Source organism: Promicromonospora umidemergens, from assembly GCF_024171995.1.
Taxonomy (GTDB): Bacteria; Actinomycetota; Actinomycetes; order Actinomycetales; family Cellulomonadaceae; genus Promicromonospora; species Promicromonospora umidemergens.
Genome location: NZ_JAMTCT010000013.1, coordinates 46,930 through 59,949 on the forward strand (window position 1 = coordinate 46,930; position 13,020 = coordinate 59,949).

The following is a 13,020-nucleotide window of genomic DNA, read 5'->3' on the forward strand; positions in this document are numbered from 1 at the left end:
CTGCTGGCCAGTCCAAGGAGTGGTCTGCGTGACGGCCCTCAAGGGGCCCGCGTCAGGGATGATGGGCGTGTGGTGGAGATGACGCGCGAGGACTTCGAGACAGCTGTCAGCGAGGGACTGGACCTCGTTCCGGCCGACCTTGCGGCGCAGATGGACAACGTGGTGGTGCTCGTCGAGGACGACGCGCCCGCGGACGATCCAGACCTGCTGGGGCTCTACGAGGGCGTCCCGCTCACCGAGCGTGACCACATGTGGGCTGCCGGAGCGCTGCCGGACCGCATCACCATCTTCCGCAACCCGACGCTCGCGTTCTGCGAGACCCGCGAGGACGTCGTCGAGGAGGTGGCCGTGACCGTGGTCCACGAGATCGCCCACCACTTCGGGATCGACGACGCCCGGCTGCACGAGCTCGGCTGGGCGTGACGAAGCCGGCCCCCCGAAGCAGCGCTTCACGGGACCGGCTCCACGGTACGAGGGTCAGTACGAGGTGCCGTACTCCCAGTGCCAGGCCTCCGGCTTGCTGCCGCCGGCCTGGGCCCAGGCCGGGAGCTTCCAGCCGTACTTCCCGGCGTTGGCGACCATCCAGGCGTGCTCGGCCGTGCCGAACGACTCGATGCCGCCCGACAGGTCGACTGCCTGTCCCAGCCCGTGGTTCGAGGTGCCGGGCACGGCGGCCAGGGCACCCTTGGACGCGGCGACCGACACCTGCTCCGTGTAGGAGCGGTACCCGTCGGTCAGGTCCAGGTTTCGGCCGAACGCCGCACGGAAGGCGCCGTTCAGGTCCTCGAGCGACGCCGCGGCGTCGCACCGCAGCTTTTCGTCCTGAGCCCAGCCCAGGTCGCAGAGCACGTTCGACGGGATCTGACCGTTGCCGTAGCTCTTCGCGGTCTTGGCCATCTCCTTCGCCTCAGCGGCTCGGGTGGCGGCGGCTTCTCGCGCCTTGTCGGCCTCGCGCTCTGCGGCCCGTGCGGCGCGGGCCTCACGTGCCTCCAGGACGGCCTCTCTCGCGGCGGCGATCTCCGCGGGCGTCGGGCCCGCCGTGACGGACACGACCGCGTCGCCGTCGGCCTTGGTGATGAGCCGTTGGAGCGACGTCGTCACCTTCTCGATGTCGGTGGCCGACGGCGCTGCCGTGGTGGCCGACCTCTGCTTGCCCGACTTCGAGCCCGTTTCCTTCGAGCCGGACTTCGAGTCCGCTTCCTTCGCGGCGTCGGTCGCACCGACCGACTGCGCGAGCGGAGTGACGAGGACGGGGAGGTCGGTGGCGTCCTGCCCGCTGATCGCGGTGCCACCCGTCGCGGCTCCGGCCAGGTTGGTCGGCTCGGTGGCGGCTACCTCTGGTGTGGTCTCGGTGGCACCCGCTGGGGCTGCCTTCCCTGCGCCGTCCGCCGCTCGCTCGTCGAGCGAGGTGCGCTCGGCGTTCCGGGAGGCAGCGCTAGCCGGCCGGGCCTCGGCGACGGTGGGGCCGGCGGCTGCGCGAGCCTGTTCCAGCATGGTCCGCAGATCCTGGGCGGCTGCCCGGAGCCGCTTGCGCTCCTTGGCCCCGAGGTCGCCCTCGCGAGTCACGTAGGCGGCGTCCGTCAGCACGGCGTCCGCCTTCTCGGAGGCGGACCGCACGGCCGGGTCGGTGACGAACGCGCTGCCGACGGCCACGCCGCCGGGCTGCGCGGCCCGCTCAGCGGCGGCCGCGGTGCCCGGGGCGCCGGCGTTCCCGGTGACGCTGACGGCCGCCGTGGTGGTCAGTGCCACCGACGTCAGCGCAGCGGCTATCGCGAACGACGAGCGGCGGACCATGGGGTGCGGGACGTGTCCTGCAACGGCCGCGTGTGCCCCGCGTGTGCCCGGGCGCCGCGTGCGACGGGGGGTGAGGGCGTGGTCGCCGCGCGTCAAGGAAGCTCCTGACGTTCGGGGGAGGGGACATGGCACGCCGTGCGTGGCGCGACGGGGTTCGGCGTCTGGGGCACGCTGAGCTTCCGTTCTGCGGCTGGGCACGGGCGGCACCGTGAGGGTCGGTTCCCTCGGGCGGACGGCGACGCATGCTCCGGCTGCTGTCTGGCCACGGCACGCGACGGGTCGCGAGGATCATGGCGGTTGCGGCAGGAACCCGGCCAGAAGGCCCAGGGGGTGGTTCCATGCGGCAACATTCAATGCTGGACGACCGTCCAAGAGCCATGTAACCCCCTCCGCGGAGGCGTGCCTCACAAAAGCTGCGCGCAGAGAGTGGCGCAGACGTGAAGGGCCGACAACCTGGGGTGTGCGCGCTCACATTGAGGGTCGCGAGGCCATGCGTGAGACTTCGAGCATGGCCCACCACGACCAGGCCGCGAACGGATCCGTGCCCACCCCCGCCGGACAGTCCGTCACCGTGTCCATCCACCGCATCGTCCGTCCCGAGCACGTCCCCGAGGTCACCAGCTGGGTGCAGTCGGGCGTCAACCTCGCCAACCGCTGGGACGGGTTTCTCGGCTCGGGCTGGATCCGCGCCGCCGAGGGATCCAGCCACTGGCACATGCTCTACCGCTTCGCCGACGCCGACCGGCTCGCCGCCTGGGAGCAGTCCGCCGAGCGTCGCGAGTGGCTGGCGCAGGGCACAGGGCTCGTCGAGGAGCTGCGGTACCAGCAGCGGACGGGCATCGAGGGCTGGTTCGACGATCCGTCCCGTACCGACGAGCCCGCCGACGTCGCGGCCGCCGTCGTGCCGCCCCGGTGGAAGCAGGCGACGAGCATCTGGCTGGGGTTCTTCCCGGTGAACCTGCTCTTCACCGCGCTGTTCACCTACCTGGTGCCAGGGTGGGGCGACGTGGCGCTCGTGCTCAAGGTGCTGATCTCGACACTGATCCTGACGCCGATCATGGCGTACTGGGTGCTTCCGTGGGTGACCCGCAGCCTGCACGGCTGGCTGCACCGGACGTAGCGGTCAGGCGGTGCCCGCGACGACCCGCTGAGCGGGCACGCGGCGTCGGCGCAGCCGGATCCCGCCGCGGCCCGGCGCAGGCGGGGCCACCAGGCGGTCGGTCCGGCCGGTGAGCCAGCCGGCGAGCCGCTCCGGACGGTCGGTGATGACCGCGTCGACGCCCGCGCCGTCGTCGGCCGAGACGAGGGTGGTCCACGCCGCCGGGTCGTTCGCCGTCCAGGACATGACGCGCAGGCCCGCGGCGTGCAGGCGCGACACCAGCCGTGGGCTGCCTGCGACCGTCGAGACCGACGGGTTGCACGCGACGACGCGGAGGCGCTCGCACAGGCGCAGGAGGCCGGGCGGGTCGAACGAGACGAGCAGCCCGCCGGGCAGGTGCGGGGCGACGTCGCGGACCGTGGCGACCGTGCCGGGCCAGAAGCTCTGCACCAGCACCCGGTCGTCGAACCCGGCTGTCGCGATCGTGGCGGCGACCCGCTCGACCTGCTCGACGTCCCACGAGCCCTTGAGCTCGAGGAGCAGGTCCGTCTCCGGGTGCCGGGCGAGCACGCCCAGCACGTCGGCGAGCGTGGGTACGTGCTGTCCGGAGAACGCGGGAGCGAAGCGCGAGCCGGCGTCCAGCCCCAGCACCTCGTCCGACGTCAGTGCGGAGACCTTGCCGGTGCCGTCGGTGGTGGCGTCGACGGTCTCGTCGTGGATCACGGCGCCCACGCCGTCGGCGGTGGGCTGCAGATCGATCTCGACGGCGTCCGCGCCCGCTCGGCACGCGGCCTCGACCGCGGCGAGCGTGTTCTGCGGGGCTACCGCGGAGTACCCGCGATGGGCGATGACTGCTGGACGAGCGACGGCCATGGTGACCTCCGGGTCTGCGGTTCTGTATCCACGCTAGGCCGACGACGCGCCACTTCCCAGGGCAGGCGCACGAATTCTGGGACTGTTCCGGGATCGTTCACCGTCCGGCCCCGGGAGCGCCGTGTCGGCCACTCGGGCGAAACCCACCGGATGCGCGGATTCTCGGTGCCGGGTGGTTTCATGTGCGGCATGGTCCGCCCTGTCACCTCCGCCCCGGCCCGCCTCCGGGCCCGCACGGCTCTCGTCGCCGTCGCCACGCTCGTCGTGCTCGCCGGTTGCTCAGGGGGCGGCGAGGCGGACGCCGGAGCGAGCGCGCAGCCGTCGGGCGGCGCGAGCGCCACGGCCTCCTCGCAGCCCGACCCCGACGCGCCCCTCGACGCGAACGAGGCGTGCGCCGCCATGTACGTCAAGGGCGACAAGACGCTCGAGGAGCGCATCGGCACGACGCTCGTCAGCGCGAGCGACGGGCTCGACGGCACGTCCGCCGACCAGATGCACGCGATGGCGAGGGAGCTCGGGCGGCTCGAGTCACGTGTGCCCGAGGAGTTCCAGGGCCCGGTAGAGCGGATCCGGGTGCCGTTCCTGCAGCTTCAGGAAGAGCTCGACCTCGGGACGGGCGCGGAGGTCGAGCTCGACGTCGCCTCGACGGTCGAGGGCCTCAAGGAGTACCAGAAGCTCTGCTGACGGCCTCGAAGATGCCCTGGCCCGGTGCGAGCACCCGGCGCGGGTCGTACCTGGCCTTGGCGCTGCGCACGGCGGGCCAGCGGTCGGCGTAGTGGTCGCGCCAGTCGGCCGGGCTCAGGTGCAGCGCGTTGACGGGGTAGCCGGTGCCGCCGGCGGCCCGGACCCGTGCGTACAGCGCGTCGTTCTCGGCGATGAGGCGCTCCGCCTCTGCGTCGTCGGGCGGGCTCACCGCGCGGAGCAGCGCGAGCAGGAAGAACACCGGGCCCTCGGGAACCACGACCTGGGGCCGCGTGATCAGCGAGCGGTTGGTCGGGTAGAGCAGGGCGACGCCGCCGGCGTCGGCCGGCGTGAGCGTCGTGAGGAGCTCCGTCACGATCTCGTCCGTCGCAGCGTCCGGGAGGAAGACGTTCAGCCACGGGCTGGGCAGCCGGAGCGCCTCGATCTGCTCCACGGTCTCGTAGATGCGGTTCAGCCACTCGAAGTAGGTGACGTCCACGACGTCCACCCCCGACGGGGCGAGGCCGGTCAGCAGGACGTCGTCGTCGGGCGGCGCGCTGGTGAACCACGAACCGCCCTCCAGGACGAAGGCGAAGCCGTCGTCGTCCGTGGGGACCAGCTGGCCCTCCAGGTAGTCGAAACGGCCGTCGGCCAGGACGGCGCGCTGGGCGGCCGTCAGGTCGGTGATCCGCGGGTACGTCAGCGTGTAGACGCGGGCCATGGTGGGTGCGGTGACGAGCCGGACCGTGGCGCGCACGATGACCGCGAACTGGCCCAGGCCCCCGAGCACCGCCTCGAACAGGTCGCGTTCCTGGTCGGCGGAGCAGGTCACCAGGCGACCCTCGCCCGTGACGACCTCCAGCTCGAGCGCGTTGTCCACGAGCAGGCCGAAGTGCTGGGAGGCGCCGCCGATGCCGCCGACGCTCAGCGTGCCGCCCACCGACAGGCCGAGGTAGTCCGTGCTGACCGGTGGCGCGACCCCTGCGGCCAGCGCGGCACGGATCAGGTCGAGCCACTGCACCCCTGCGTCGACCACCGCTCGGTCCGGCGTGATCTCGTGGATCGTGGCGAGCGTGCGGAAGTCGATCACGACGCCGCCGTCGGTCTGCGCCTGGCCGAACGTCGAGTGGCCCTGGCCGCGTGCGGCCACCGTGAGGCGGTGCTCGTTCGCGAAGCGCACCACGGTGGCGACGTCGCGGACCGAACCTGGCCGCAGCACCGCTCGCGGACGGCGATGGGCCAGATGCCCGTAGTCGGTGGCAGCCTCGGTGAGGGACTGCTCGTCCGTGACGAGCTCGCCGTCGAGGTGCGGGATCTGGATCGCCGAGGTGTTCTCCGGGAAGCTGGTGAGCCAGTGCGATGTCACCGGGTCGAACGCGACGACGGCAGCGCCTGCCAGAAATGTGCGGCGATCGAGCTGTGCCATGTGAGCCCCTCAGCTTCGGGTGGGCGTCCACGGTACCGGTCGCGGTCCTCGCGATGGTGCTCGTTCCGTGGACGTGCTGTCAGGACGAGCGTGCGGAAGGATGGGCGGCAGGACTGCCCTGCGGGCGCCCTGGTCTTGGCACGCCATCGTCCGCGAGGGACGCCATGGTCCACCGATCCGGGCTGATTCCGCGGACTATGGCGTGCTACGCAGAAGATGGCGTGGCGCTGGCGGACGCGGGACTAGCGCGCCACCCAGTGAATGCCCTCGTGACGGCGCTATCAGGGTGGGCCCCCCGGGGATCGAACCCGGAACCCGCGGATTAAAAGTCCGCTACGCCCGGTCCAGCCCCGTCCAGGCTCGTCCAAGGTAAAGCGGCAAAACGGCTAGATTCCAACGTTTCTAAGGCCCGTCCGGGTCGGACCGTCAAGTCTCGTCCAGGCTCGTACAGTCGCTGGCTGCGCCATATCTGCGCCATCTGCGCCACCCTCAGGCGCTCGCAGCACGTCGTGCCCGGCGCGCGGCGAGCTCGTCGGCCGGCTTTGTCGCGGCACTGGGCGGCGGGATGGACGGGTCAGAGCCGAGCGCGTCCAGGACGTCCTCGGAGGCGATCACGTCGAGCCGGGCGTAGCGCTGGGTGGTCAGCGGTGACGCGTGCCCGAGCAGCTCACCGACCTCGGCGATCGTGCGGCCGCCCTGCAGTAGCCAGCTCGCGTACGTGTGCCGCAGGTCGTGGATCCGCACGTGCCCGACCCTGGCTCGCCGGACCGCGAACTTGAAGACGTTCTGGAAGTTCCGGTACCCCATGATCTTGCCCCGGTCCCCCGTCAGGAGCAGCGGTCCGGGGCAGTGCCCCTCGGTGTGCGTGTAGCCGCACGTGCCGTCGCCGTCCTCGCCGTCCTCGTCGGCCTGGTCCTCGAGCGTGGACAGGTCGATCCATGCGGGCACGGGCACGGTCCGGATCTGCTTGTCCTTCGGCAGCGGCGACATCCTCCAGGTGGTCGAGTCGAAAGCCTCGACGACGTCGACGAGCCGCCGCTCAGGGTGGATCCGGTCGCGGTGCAGGGCGGCAGCCTCGCCCCACCGCATGCCGGTGCCCACCAGGAGCTTCGCCATGGCGAGGTGCCTGCCGTCGAGCTGGCCGAGGATCTTCGCGACCTGCTCCCGGGTGAGGAACCGCTCCTTGCCCGGCGAGGCTGCCGGCAGCTTGAGCTTGTCGGCGACGTTGTACGGGAGCACCTCGGCGTCGACGGCGGCGCGCAGCGACCGGGAGAGCAGCCCGACGATCTGGATCACCGTGCCCGCGGCCAGGCCGCCCTCGTCGTCCTCGCCGTCGCGCAGCTCGGCCGCCCACTCCTTCACGTCGTGGCGGGTGATGTCGACCAGGGCCACGTCGCCCCAGCGGGGCATCAGATGGTTGTTGCGCCGGCCGACGTCGTTCCGGTCCGTCGACGCGGCGACACCGCGGCTCGGCCACCACTGCGCGCACCACTCGCCCCAGGGGCGACCGGCCGCCTTGGGATCGCGCCACCCGAGGGCGCGAGATGCGACCTCGGCTGCGCCCGCCTCCCGCTCGGCCTCGCGCTTATGGGTCCAGGGACCGCCCGGAACCGGGTGCGACTCGCCGTCGGCCCCGCGGTATCGGGCGGAGTACTTGCCGGACTTCAGCTTCCGTGTCCACGCCATGACGTGCGAGTTCCCTTCTCGTGGGTGATGCCGGGCCTACCTAGCCCGTTTCGCCATGTGAAATCAAAGCAATTCACCCGATTGGATGAATTGGTCGAAGCGTTTCGCGTCATAAAGAGTGACGAGGTGCCTTAGTCAGGCATGAGCGACACGGACAACGCGGTCCCGCAAGATCCACTGCATGTGCCGAAGCCGCTGGTGCGGTCCTGTCTGCTCACTTCGTGTGCTTTCGCGGCCTGGTGCCGCTACTCGGCTGTGTACGTCGCGGCCGAGGGCCGCCGAGGGGCAGGCCGGCGCCCGCGGCTGTGCCCGATTGTCGAGCAGTCGTGGATTGGGGTGCGACAGATGGAACGGGGTCGTCGGGCTCATCTGCCGATGCCGTCGACGCCGTGAGCGAGGCCTCACCGAGGGCGACGAGCCGAGACGCCGTCATGCCAACCTGACGGGCGATGCCGTCGAGCTCGCCGAGTGTCGCGGGTGGCTCCTCGCAGCGGAGGATGATGCCCGCGCGGTTGGCGGACATGCCGGCGAGATCGCCGATGGTGCGCAGGCTCAGCGCGCGCGCACGGACAGCTTCAGCAAGGATGCGCTGGACCTCATGGTCGAGCGGCTGCAGGGGTTTTGAGACACGGGCCATCCGTCCACTGTCCCATATGGGTACACCCTGTGCGCAAGTAACTTGACGTAGTACCGAAATAGGTACATGATCTGGCTCATGGACAACGAACCCATTTCGGTACGGCCTCTCGACCTGGCCGTCGCTGCGGAGGTCCGGGCCGACATGGCGCGCTGGAACTTCACCATCTCCGGCATGGCGGCCGCGGTCAACATGAACCGCGCACCGTTCACCGAGCGCTACCACGGTCGTCGGCCGTTCGCGCCGTCCGAGCTCCAGAAGGTGGCTGCTCGGTTCGGCGCGACTGCTTCGGACATCCTCGCACGGGCCGAGTCCGCCGCACCTGCCGAAGAGCTGGCGGCCGCATCGTGACTCCGCGCCTCACGGTCCCCGACGCGGCCGCCGTTGGCCGCCGGCACCCGGAGACCCTCCGCAAGGCGCTGCAGGACGGCACTCTGCACGGCACGCAGCGCATCAAGCGCGGCCCGTGGCTGATCCGGCCCGAGTGCCTGGCCGCGTGGCTGGAGGGCGAGCAGTGCGCCCACCAGGTGGCCGAGGCCGCCGCCGGCGTCGTGACCGACATCGCCACCCGCCGCGCGGTCCACGCCTCCGTCTGAACACCGACGCCCGGACGGTCTCCGGGCAAAGAGCAAGGCCCCGCGCGCTACCGACGCATTGCGGGGCCCCACCGAAGGGATCTTCCCATGAACAGCAGCATCACGACCAGCAAGCCGGCCCCGAAGGCAGGGCCGAAGACGACGCCCCGTGCGCTGGCGATCGCCACGCTCGAGGCCGCACAGGACCGCGGGCTGAACGCGGACGACGCGATCAAGGAGGCCCGCGCCAAGGTCTGGGCCGCGCGGTGGAAGGCGGTCCTGGCCGGTGACGACACGATGGCCGCCGTCTGGATCCAGGCCCTCGCGCTCCTCGGTGACAAGGGTGCTAAGCGTGCCGTCGCCGACCTCGCCGCCGCCGCTGCGAAGGAGGCCCGTCGATGAGCACCAACGACCCGTGGCGCAAGGGCTCCGTCGAGGAGGGCCCGCTGCCCCAGCGCATCACCGGCGCCAACCTGGACGACCTGACCGACGCCGAGGCGCTCGCAGCCATGGACCTCCGCGACGAGAAGATCGCCGCCCGCGTCCGCGCCGAGGGTGACCAGGGAGGTGTCCTCTGATGGCCCGCCGGAACCCGGTCGAGGTGGACGCCCGCCGGTACGCGCTGGCCGACCTGCTCACCGAGCGGAGGTACCGGAGCGAGCGGACCGCGGCCGAGTTGCTCACGGACTCGGCCGACAGCCTGGCACGCGAGGCTGCCCGCCTGCTCGTCGCCGGCGACATCCCCACCGCGCGTCGGTACGCCCGCGCCCACCAGCTCGTCGCCCAGTCGGGTGCCCGTCTGGTCACACGACAGCGCCGCGCCGTCGAGGCGAAGTACGCCCGCGAGGCTGCGGTGCACGGGATCACCGAGGGCACCGTCGTGCGCACCACGCGAGGCAATGCCCTGGTGCCGGCAGGGATCGTGTGCAAGGTCGAGACCGTCCGCGGTCCCGCCCTGTTCGCCACGATCGACGGCGAGAGGCGCGTCGTGTGGGGCTCCGACGTCGAGCGCGTCGAGCCGATTCAGGAATCCGGAATCGGCACCGAGCGCATCGACGTCGACGACACGGTGCTCACCCCGTCTCGCGGCATCGGCGTCGTCGAGCACGTCGACACCGTGTCCGGTGTGACAGTCCGCGTCGACGGCGAGCAGTGGCGCTACAACCCCGAGCAGCTCACCCGCGTTTCCGCCGTTGCGCCTGACGGCGCCGCTGGCAGCTGCCGACCGGCGGTGGCCCGATGAGCCTCAACCACCGCCCGCCTCGTGGCCAGGTGCCCGAGCAGCGCCTGCACGACGGCTTCCGGGCGCGTCTGGCTCGTGGTGGGCAGCCGCTCGTGGCGCTCCCGCTGCAGGACCTCCTGCCCCGGCCGCGCCGGTTCCGCCCCGCCCGGTTCCTGTACCTCGCCCGCCGGATCGTCATCGAGCTCCTGCTCGGCACGGTCCTGGGCCTGGTATCGGCGGCCGTCGTCGTCGGCCGCGTGGGCCACGAGATGGGGTGGATCTGATGCGCAAGCCCGACCCCGTCCTGCTCGCCCAGAGCGCCCTGTGCATCGCGGCCGCGGCGGCCTTCACCGGCGCCGGCATCGGCCTCGGCTTCCGCCTCGACGAGCCCAGGACCGAGACCGAGACCGTGATGCTCGACGCCCCGCCGGCGTGCCAGGAGATCGCACCCGAGCTGCAGGCCGAGCGGGCCCGCACCGAGACCCTCGCCGCCGCCGTCGACGCCGTGCAGATCGAGTCGGCCGCGCTGGCCGAGGTCGCACTGACGGCCGACCCCGACGCGATCGTCGAGCAGGCCGACCGGCTCGACGACGCCAAGCGCAACGAGCAGGAGCTGCGCCTGGCGCTCGCGACCGACGAGGCCGCGACCAACGCGGTCGTCGACAACTGCGCACCGGAGCGTGAGCAGTGAGCCCCGTCGAGACGTTCCTGTTCCTGATCACGCTCCTGGCGCTCGCCGTCCGGCTGTTCGCCCACTACCTGCGGAGGCACTTCTGATGGATGCCCGAACCCTGGACATGGCGCGTGGCGCCCGTCAGGCCCGCCTGGCCGAGGCCGCCGACGCCCCGCCGGTGCCGGTTCTCAAGCTCCGCCACGTCATCGCCCAGTGCACGGCGTGCGATACCTGGTACGACATCGACGTGGGCCACCTGTGCCCCACGGGCGGCGCCGCGGCACCGACCCTGCCGTCGGCCGTCGTCGACGTCGCGGAGGTCCCGGACGTGGACCGCCCGCACCCGGCCAGCCTGACGTGGGTTGCGCCGCTGGAGGCCCGCCCGATCGTGCTCGGTCCGTCCGCGGATCACCCGGACCTGCGGCCCGTGCTCGCCCTGGACGGGCACCGGTTCTGGTCCGGTGCCCGTCACGGGCTCGCCGTCGGCCGGGCCCGTGCCCGGTTCGACGAGGCCGCCAAGAAATACGCGTTCGCGCCGGACCTGCACCGCGCGCCGGCCGAGGCCGTCGAGCTCGCGCAGGCTGCGGCCGCGTGGGACGCCAAGGTCGCCGACTACTCGAGGGACCTCGCAGCGTGAGCGCCACCGAGTACACGCGCGTCTGCGGGGCGCCCCCGTGCGGCAAGTCGTTCACGACGACGAACGTTCGCAAGAAGTACTGCGACCACACGTGCCGTGCCGTCGCGCAGCGCGCGGTGGTTGCGGCGAACGCGGTGAACGTTCGGGTGCTCGCGGCGAAGAAGGCCCTGCGCGCTCTCGCGGAGACCGCGGACGCTGCCGGTCCGGAAGCGTGGAATGCCGCGTGGGACGAGGTCGAGGCTGAGGTCGACGACATCGTCCGAACGTTCTTCCCGGGGCGCGCACCGTGACGCGCACGCTCAAGACGTCACGGTCACCGTTCGAGACGGTGGCGTGCAAGGCCGGGTGCGGCGAGCAGATCCGTATCGTGCGGTTGCTCGCCGACGTCCCGTCACGGACGGCGACGTACGTCCCGCTCGTGACGGGCTACCCGACCTATCACGGTGACGTCCCGCCGTCGCACGCGCTGTCCGCCGGTCGCAAGACCTGCCGACAGCTGCGCCACGGCGAGTCCCCGGACACGACCGAGGTCCCGGCCCTGATCCACCACGCCGTGTGCGCGGCGACCAGGCGGCCGGCCCCGGTCCCGGACTTCGACGACTTCGACCACTACGCAGGAGGAGACGACTGATGCCGTGGATCCGGATCAACTCCGACGTGGCCACGGCCGCGGAGATCGACCTCGACGTCCTCACGATCCCGCAGGTCGACCTCCGCGCCGCCGTCCCGTGCTCGAGGGCACGACGCGGTTGCCCGGACCCCGCACGGTGGGCGACCTGCCCACCGTGCGGGCACCCCGTCCTCGGGTGCGACGCCTGCCGTGCCTTCACTGACGCGGCCATGGCCGCCGAGCTCGCGCTCGGCTACACCACGACCAGCTGCAACACCTGCAGCGCGCCTGCCGTCATGCCCATCCCGTGGAGGGAACTGTGACCACCACCGACACCACCACCACCCCCGCGGGCGGTCAGGTCCTCGACCTGCTGCCCGCGACGATCCGCCAGTGGGCCAGGACAAAGGACCTGGACGTCGCGCCGTCGGGCAGGATCCCCGAGTCGATCGTCGACGCGTACCGCGTCGCGCACGGCATGCCCCGGCCTGCACCGAAGCCCGCTGCGCCGGCGAAGCCGATCGCTACCCCGACGGCGACGCAGCCTGCCGGTGCGGCCGAGGTGGCGCGGCTGCGGCGTGAGCTGCGTACAGCGGGTGAAGCTCTCACGGAGGCCCAGCACGACGCCGAGACTGTCCGGGCCGTGCTGCTCACCACGGAGGAGCAGCGCGCCCAGGCCCGCGTCGAAGCCAACGGGCTCGCCGTCGAGCTCGCCCGGCTGCAGGAGCTCGTGCCGCCCACCGTGGTGTCGACGCTGTCCGGCCCGCTGCCGGACGAGATCGTCGAGCTGCTCGATGCGTGGCACGCCCTGTTCGCGAAGGCGACCGAGGTCGACACGGCCGCCGGTCACACCCTGGCCGAGGTCGCGCTGCCGGCGCTCGTCCGTGAGGTCGCCGACCAGGCCCACGACCTGGTCCGCCTGCTCGACGGCGACACGACCCGATGAGCACACGCACGCGGACGACCCGCCGGCCGGCCTGCCAGTCCTGCCGCCGCGGGTGGGACACCGTCAGGTACCACGGCCGCGGGCTCTGCAAGGTCTGCCACTCGGCCGCGCGGTGGCGCGCCTCGGCTGGCGAGCCTGTCCAGCAGAAGATGCCGGAGCGG

At 72.0% G+C, this 13,020-nt stretch carries 19 protein-coding genes and 1 tRNA gene; 15 read left to right on the forward strand and 5 right to left on the reverse strand.

The features are described from left to right. Positions 1-78 precede the first annotated feature (78 nt). Entirely contained in the window at positions 79-423 is a 345-nt protein-coding gene (locus APR04_RS18830) for a metallopeptidase family protein (protein ID WP_253873323.1), read from the forward strand. Between the two features lie 54 nt (positions 424-477). Here APR04_RS18830 and APR04_RS18835 read toward each other — a convergent pair whose 3' ends face one another. Further along, the gene (locus APR04_RS18835) at positions 478-1,890 is read right to left on the reverse strand and encodes a M15 family metallopeptidase (protein ID WP_253872998.1); all 1,413 of its coding nucleotides are present in this window, start codon (positions 1,888-1,890) and stop codon (positions 478-480) included. Between the two features lie 412 nt (positions 1,891-2,302). On the opposite strand from APR04_RS18835, the gene APR04_RS18840 reads away from it, so the two are divergent. Next, entirely contained in the window at positions 2,303-2,914 is a 612-nt protein-coding gene (locus APR04_RS18840; RefSeq protein WP_253873000.1) for an antibiotic biosynthesis monooxygenase, read from the forward strand. A 3-nt stretch (positions 2,915-2,917) separates the two neighbouring features. Here the strand turns inward: APR04_RS18840 and APR04_RS18845 are convergent, their stop codons facing one another. Continuing rightward, positions 2,918-3,766: a glycerophosphodiester phosphodiesterase gene (locus APR04_RS18845; protein ID WP_253873003.1), complete on the reverse strand. Its 849-nt coding sequence runs from the start codon at positions 3,764-3,766 to the stop codon at positions 2,918-2,920. Positions 3,767-3,955: 189 nt separating this feature from the next. Between APR04_RS18845 and APR04_RS18850 the strand changes: the two genes are divergently transcribed. Further along, positions 3,956-4,450 carry a hypothetical protein gene (locus APR04_RS18850; protein WP_253873006.1) on the forward strand — a complete coding sequence of 165 codons (495 nt, stop codon included), beginning with the start codon at positions 3,956-3,958 and terminating at the stop codon, positions 4,448-4,450. Here APR04_RS18850 and APR04_RS18855 read toward each other — a convergent pair. From APR04_RS18855 to APR04_RS18865, 3 genes are all read right to left on the reverse strand, one after another. Then, the gene (locus APR04_RS18855) at positions 4,425-5,873 is read right to left on the reverse strand and encodes an FAD-binding protein (protein WP_253873008.1); all 1,449 of its coding nucleotides are present in this window, start codon (positions 5,871-5,873) and stop codon (positions 4,425-4,427) included. The two genes, APR04_RS18850 and APR04_RS18855, sit on opposite strands and share 26 nt — an antisense overlap. Before the next feature lie 287 nt (positions 5,874-6,160). Further along, positions 6,161-6,235: transfer RNA gene (locus APR04_RS18860), tRNA-Lys, on the reverse strand. A 127-nt stretch (positions 6,236-6,362) separates the two neighbouring features. Further along, on the reverse strand, positions 6,363-7,559 hold the full coding sequence (locus tag APR04_RS18865) for a tyrosine-type recombinase/integrase (RefSeq protein WP_253873010.1): 1,197 nt from the start codon (positions 7,557-7,559) through the stop codon (positions 6,363-6,365). A gap of 715 nt (positions 7,560-8,274) precedes the next feature. Between APR04_RS18865 and APR04_RS18870 the strand changes: the two genes are divergently transcribed. The 12 genes from APR04_RS18870 (at position 8,275) to APR04_RS18925 (ending at position 12,859) form a co-directional block, all read left to right on the forward strand. After that, positions 8,275-8,547, forward strand: a complete 273-nt coding sequence (locus APR04_RS18870) for a hypothetical protein (RefSeq protein ID WP_253873013.1) — start codon at positions 8,275-8,277, stop codon at positions 8,545-8,547. Beyond that, positions 8,544-8,792 (forward strand): helix-turn-helix domain-containing protein, encoded by a 249-nt coding sequence (locus tag APR04_RS18875; protein WP_253873016.1) that lies wholly within the window; start codon positions 8,544-8,546, stop codon positions 8,790-8,792. Before APR04_RS18870 ends, APR04_RS18875 begins: the two co-directional genes overlap by 4 nt. Positions 8,793-8,879: 87 nt before the next feature. Continuing rightward, the gene (locus tag APR04_RS18880) at positions 8,880-9,173 is read left to right on the forward strand and encodes a hypothetical protein (RefSeq protein ID WP_253873018.1); all 294 of its coding nucleotides are present in this window, start codon (positions 8,880-8,882) and stop codon (positions 9,171-9,173) included. Beyond that, entirely contained in the window at positions 9,170-9,349 is a 180-nt protein-coding gene (locus APR04_RS18885) for a hypothetical protein (RefSeq protein WP_253873021.1), read from the forward strand. The genes APR04_RS18880 and APR04_RS18885 overlap by 4 nt, the downstream gene beginning before the upstream one ends. Beyond that, entirely contained in the window at positions 9,349-10,014 is a 666-nt protein-coding gene (locus tag APR04_RS18890) for a hypothetical protein (protein ID WP_253873023.1), read from the forward strand. The genes APR04_RS18885 and APR04_RS18890 overlap by 1 nt, the downstream gene beginning before the upstream one ends. Continuing rightward, positions 10,011-10,277, forward strand: a complete 267-nt coding sequence (locus APR04_RS18895; protein ID WP_253873025.1) for a hypothetical protein — start codon at positions 10,011-10,013, stop codon at positions 10,275-10,277. Before APR04_RS18890 ends, APR04_RS18895 begins: the two co-directional genes overlap by 4 nt. Next, positions 10,277-10,684: a hypothetical protein gene (locus APR04_RS18900; protein ID WP_253873027.1), complete on the forward strand. Its 408-nt coding sequence runs from the start codon at positions 10,277-10,279 to the stop codon at positions 10,682-10,684. The genes APR04_RS18895 and APR04_RS18900 overlap by 1 nt, the downstream gene beginning before the upstream one ends. An 85-nt stretch (positions 10,685-10,769) precedes the next feature. Next, entirely contained in the window at positions 10,770-11,303 is a 534-nt protein-coding gene (locus APR04_RS18905) for a hypothetical protein (protein WP_253873030.1), read from the forward strand. Further along, on the forward strand, positions 11,300-11,593 hold the full coding sequence (locus tag APR04_RS18910; RefSeq protein ID WP_253873033.1) for a hypothetical protein: 294 nt from the start codon (positions 11,300-11,302) through the stop codon (positions 11,591-11,593). The genes APR04_RS18905 and APR04_RS18910 overlap by 4 nt, the downstream gene beginning before the upstream one ends. Continuing rightward, positions 11,590-11,934: a hypothetical protein gene (locus APR04_RS18915; RefSeq protein WP_253873036.1), complete on the forward strand. Its 345-nt coding sequence runs from the start codon at positions 11,590-11,592 to the stop codon at positions 11,932-11,934. The genes APR04_RS18910 and APR04_RS18915 overlap by 4 nt, the downstream gene beginning before the upstream one ends. After that, complete coding sequence (locus tag APR04_RS18920; RefSeq protein ID WP_253873039.1) at positions 11,934-12,236, forward strand: hypothetical protein; 303 nt, start codon at positions 11,934-11,936, stop codon at positions 12,234-12,236. Before APR04_RS18915 ends, APR04_RS18920 begins: the two co-directional genes overlap by 1 nt. Beyond that, positions 12,233-12,859 carry an Lsr2 family DNA-binding protein gene (locus tag APR04_RS18925; protein ID WP_253873042.1) on the forward strand — a complete coding sequence of 209 codons (627 nt, stop codon included), beginning with the start codon at positions 12,233-12,235 and terminating at the stop codon, positions 12,857-12,859. The genes APR04_RS18920 and APR04_RS18925 overlap by 4 nt, the downstream gene beginning before the upstream one ends. Positions 12,860-13,020: the final 161 nt, after the last annotated feature.

Bases quoted from the DNA above. Each gene is read 5' to 3' on its own strand.
- APR04_RS18920 (WP_253873039.1), top strand. From the start codon at position 11,934: ATGCCGTGGATCCGGATCAACTCCGACGTGGCCACGGCCGCGGAGATC.
- APR04_RS18865 (WP_253873010.1), bottom strand. From the start codon at position 7,559: ATGGCGTGGACACGGAAGCTGAAGTCCGGCAAGTACTCCGCCCGATAC.
- APR04_RS18845 (WP_253873003.1), bottom strand. From the start codon at position 3,766: ATGGCCGTCGCTCGTCCAGCAGTCATCGCCCATCGCGGGTACTCCGCG.
- APR04_RS18900 (WP_253873027.1), top strand. From the start codon at position 10,277: ATGCGCAAGCCCGACCCCGTCCTGCTCGCCCAGAGCGCCCTGTGCATC.
- APR04_RS18885 (WP_253873021.1), top strand. From the start codon at position 9,170: ATGAGCACCAACGACCCGTGGCGCAAGGGCTCCGTCGAGGAGGGCCCG.
- APR04_RS18880 (WP_253873018.1), top strand. From the start codon at position 8,880: ATGAACAGCAGCATCACGACCAGCAAGCCGGCCCCGAAGGCAGGGCCG.
- APR04_RS18840 (WP_253873000.1), top strand. From the start codon at position 2,303: ATGGCCCACCACGACCAGGCCGCGAACGGATCCGTGCCCACCCCCGCC.
- APR04_RS18895 (WP_253873025.1), top strand. From the start codon at position 10,011: ATGAGCCTCAACCACCGCCCGCCTCGTGGCCAGGTGCCCGAGCAGCGC.
- APR04_RS18850 (WP_253873006.1), top strand. From the start codon at position 3,956: ATGGTCCGCCCTGTCACCTCCGCCCCGGCCCGCCTCCGGGCCCGCACG.
- APR04_RS18870 (WP_253873013.1), top strand. From the start codon at position 8,275: ATGGACAACGAACCCATTTCGGTACGGCCTCTCGACCTGGCCGTCGCT.
- APR04_RS18890 (WP_253873023.1), top strand. From the start codon at position 9,349: ATGGCCCGCCGGAACCCGGTCGAGGTGGACGCCCGCCGGTACGCGCTG.
- APR04_RS18830 (WP_253873323.1), top strand. From the start codon at position 79: ATGACGCGCGAGGACTTCGAGACAGCTGTCAGCGAGGGACTGGACCTC.
- APR04_RS18855 (WP_253873008.1), bottom strand. From the start codon at position 5,873: ATGGCACAGCTCGATCGCCGCACATTTCTGGCAGGCGCTGCCGTCGTC.
- APR04_RS18905 (WP_253873030.1), top strand. From the start codon at position 10,770: ATGGATGCCCGAACCCTGGACATGGCGCGTGGCGCCCGTCAGGCCCGC.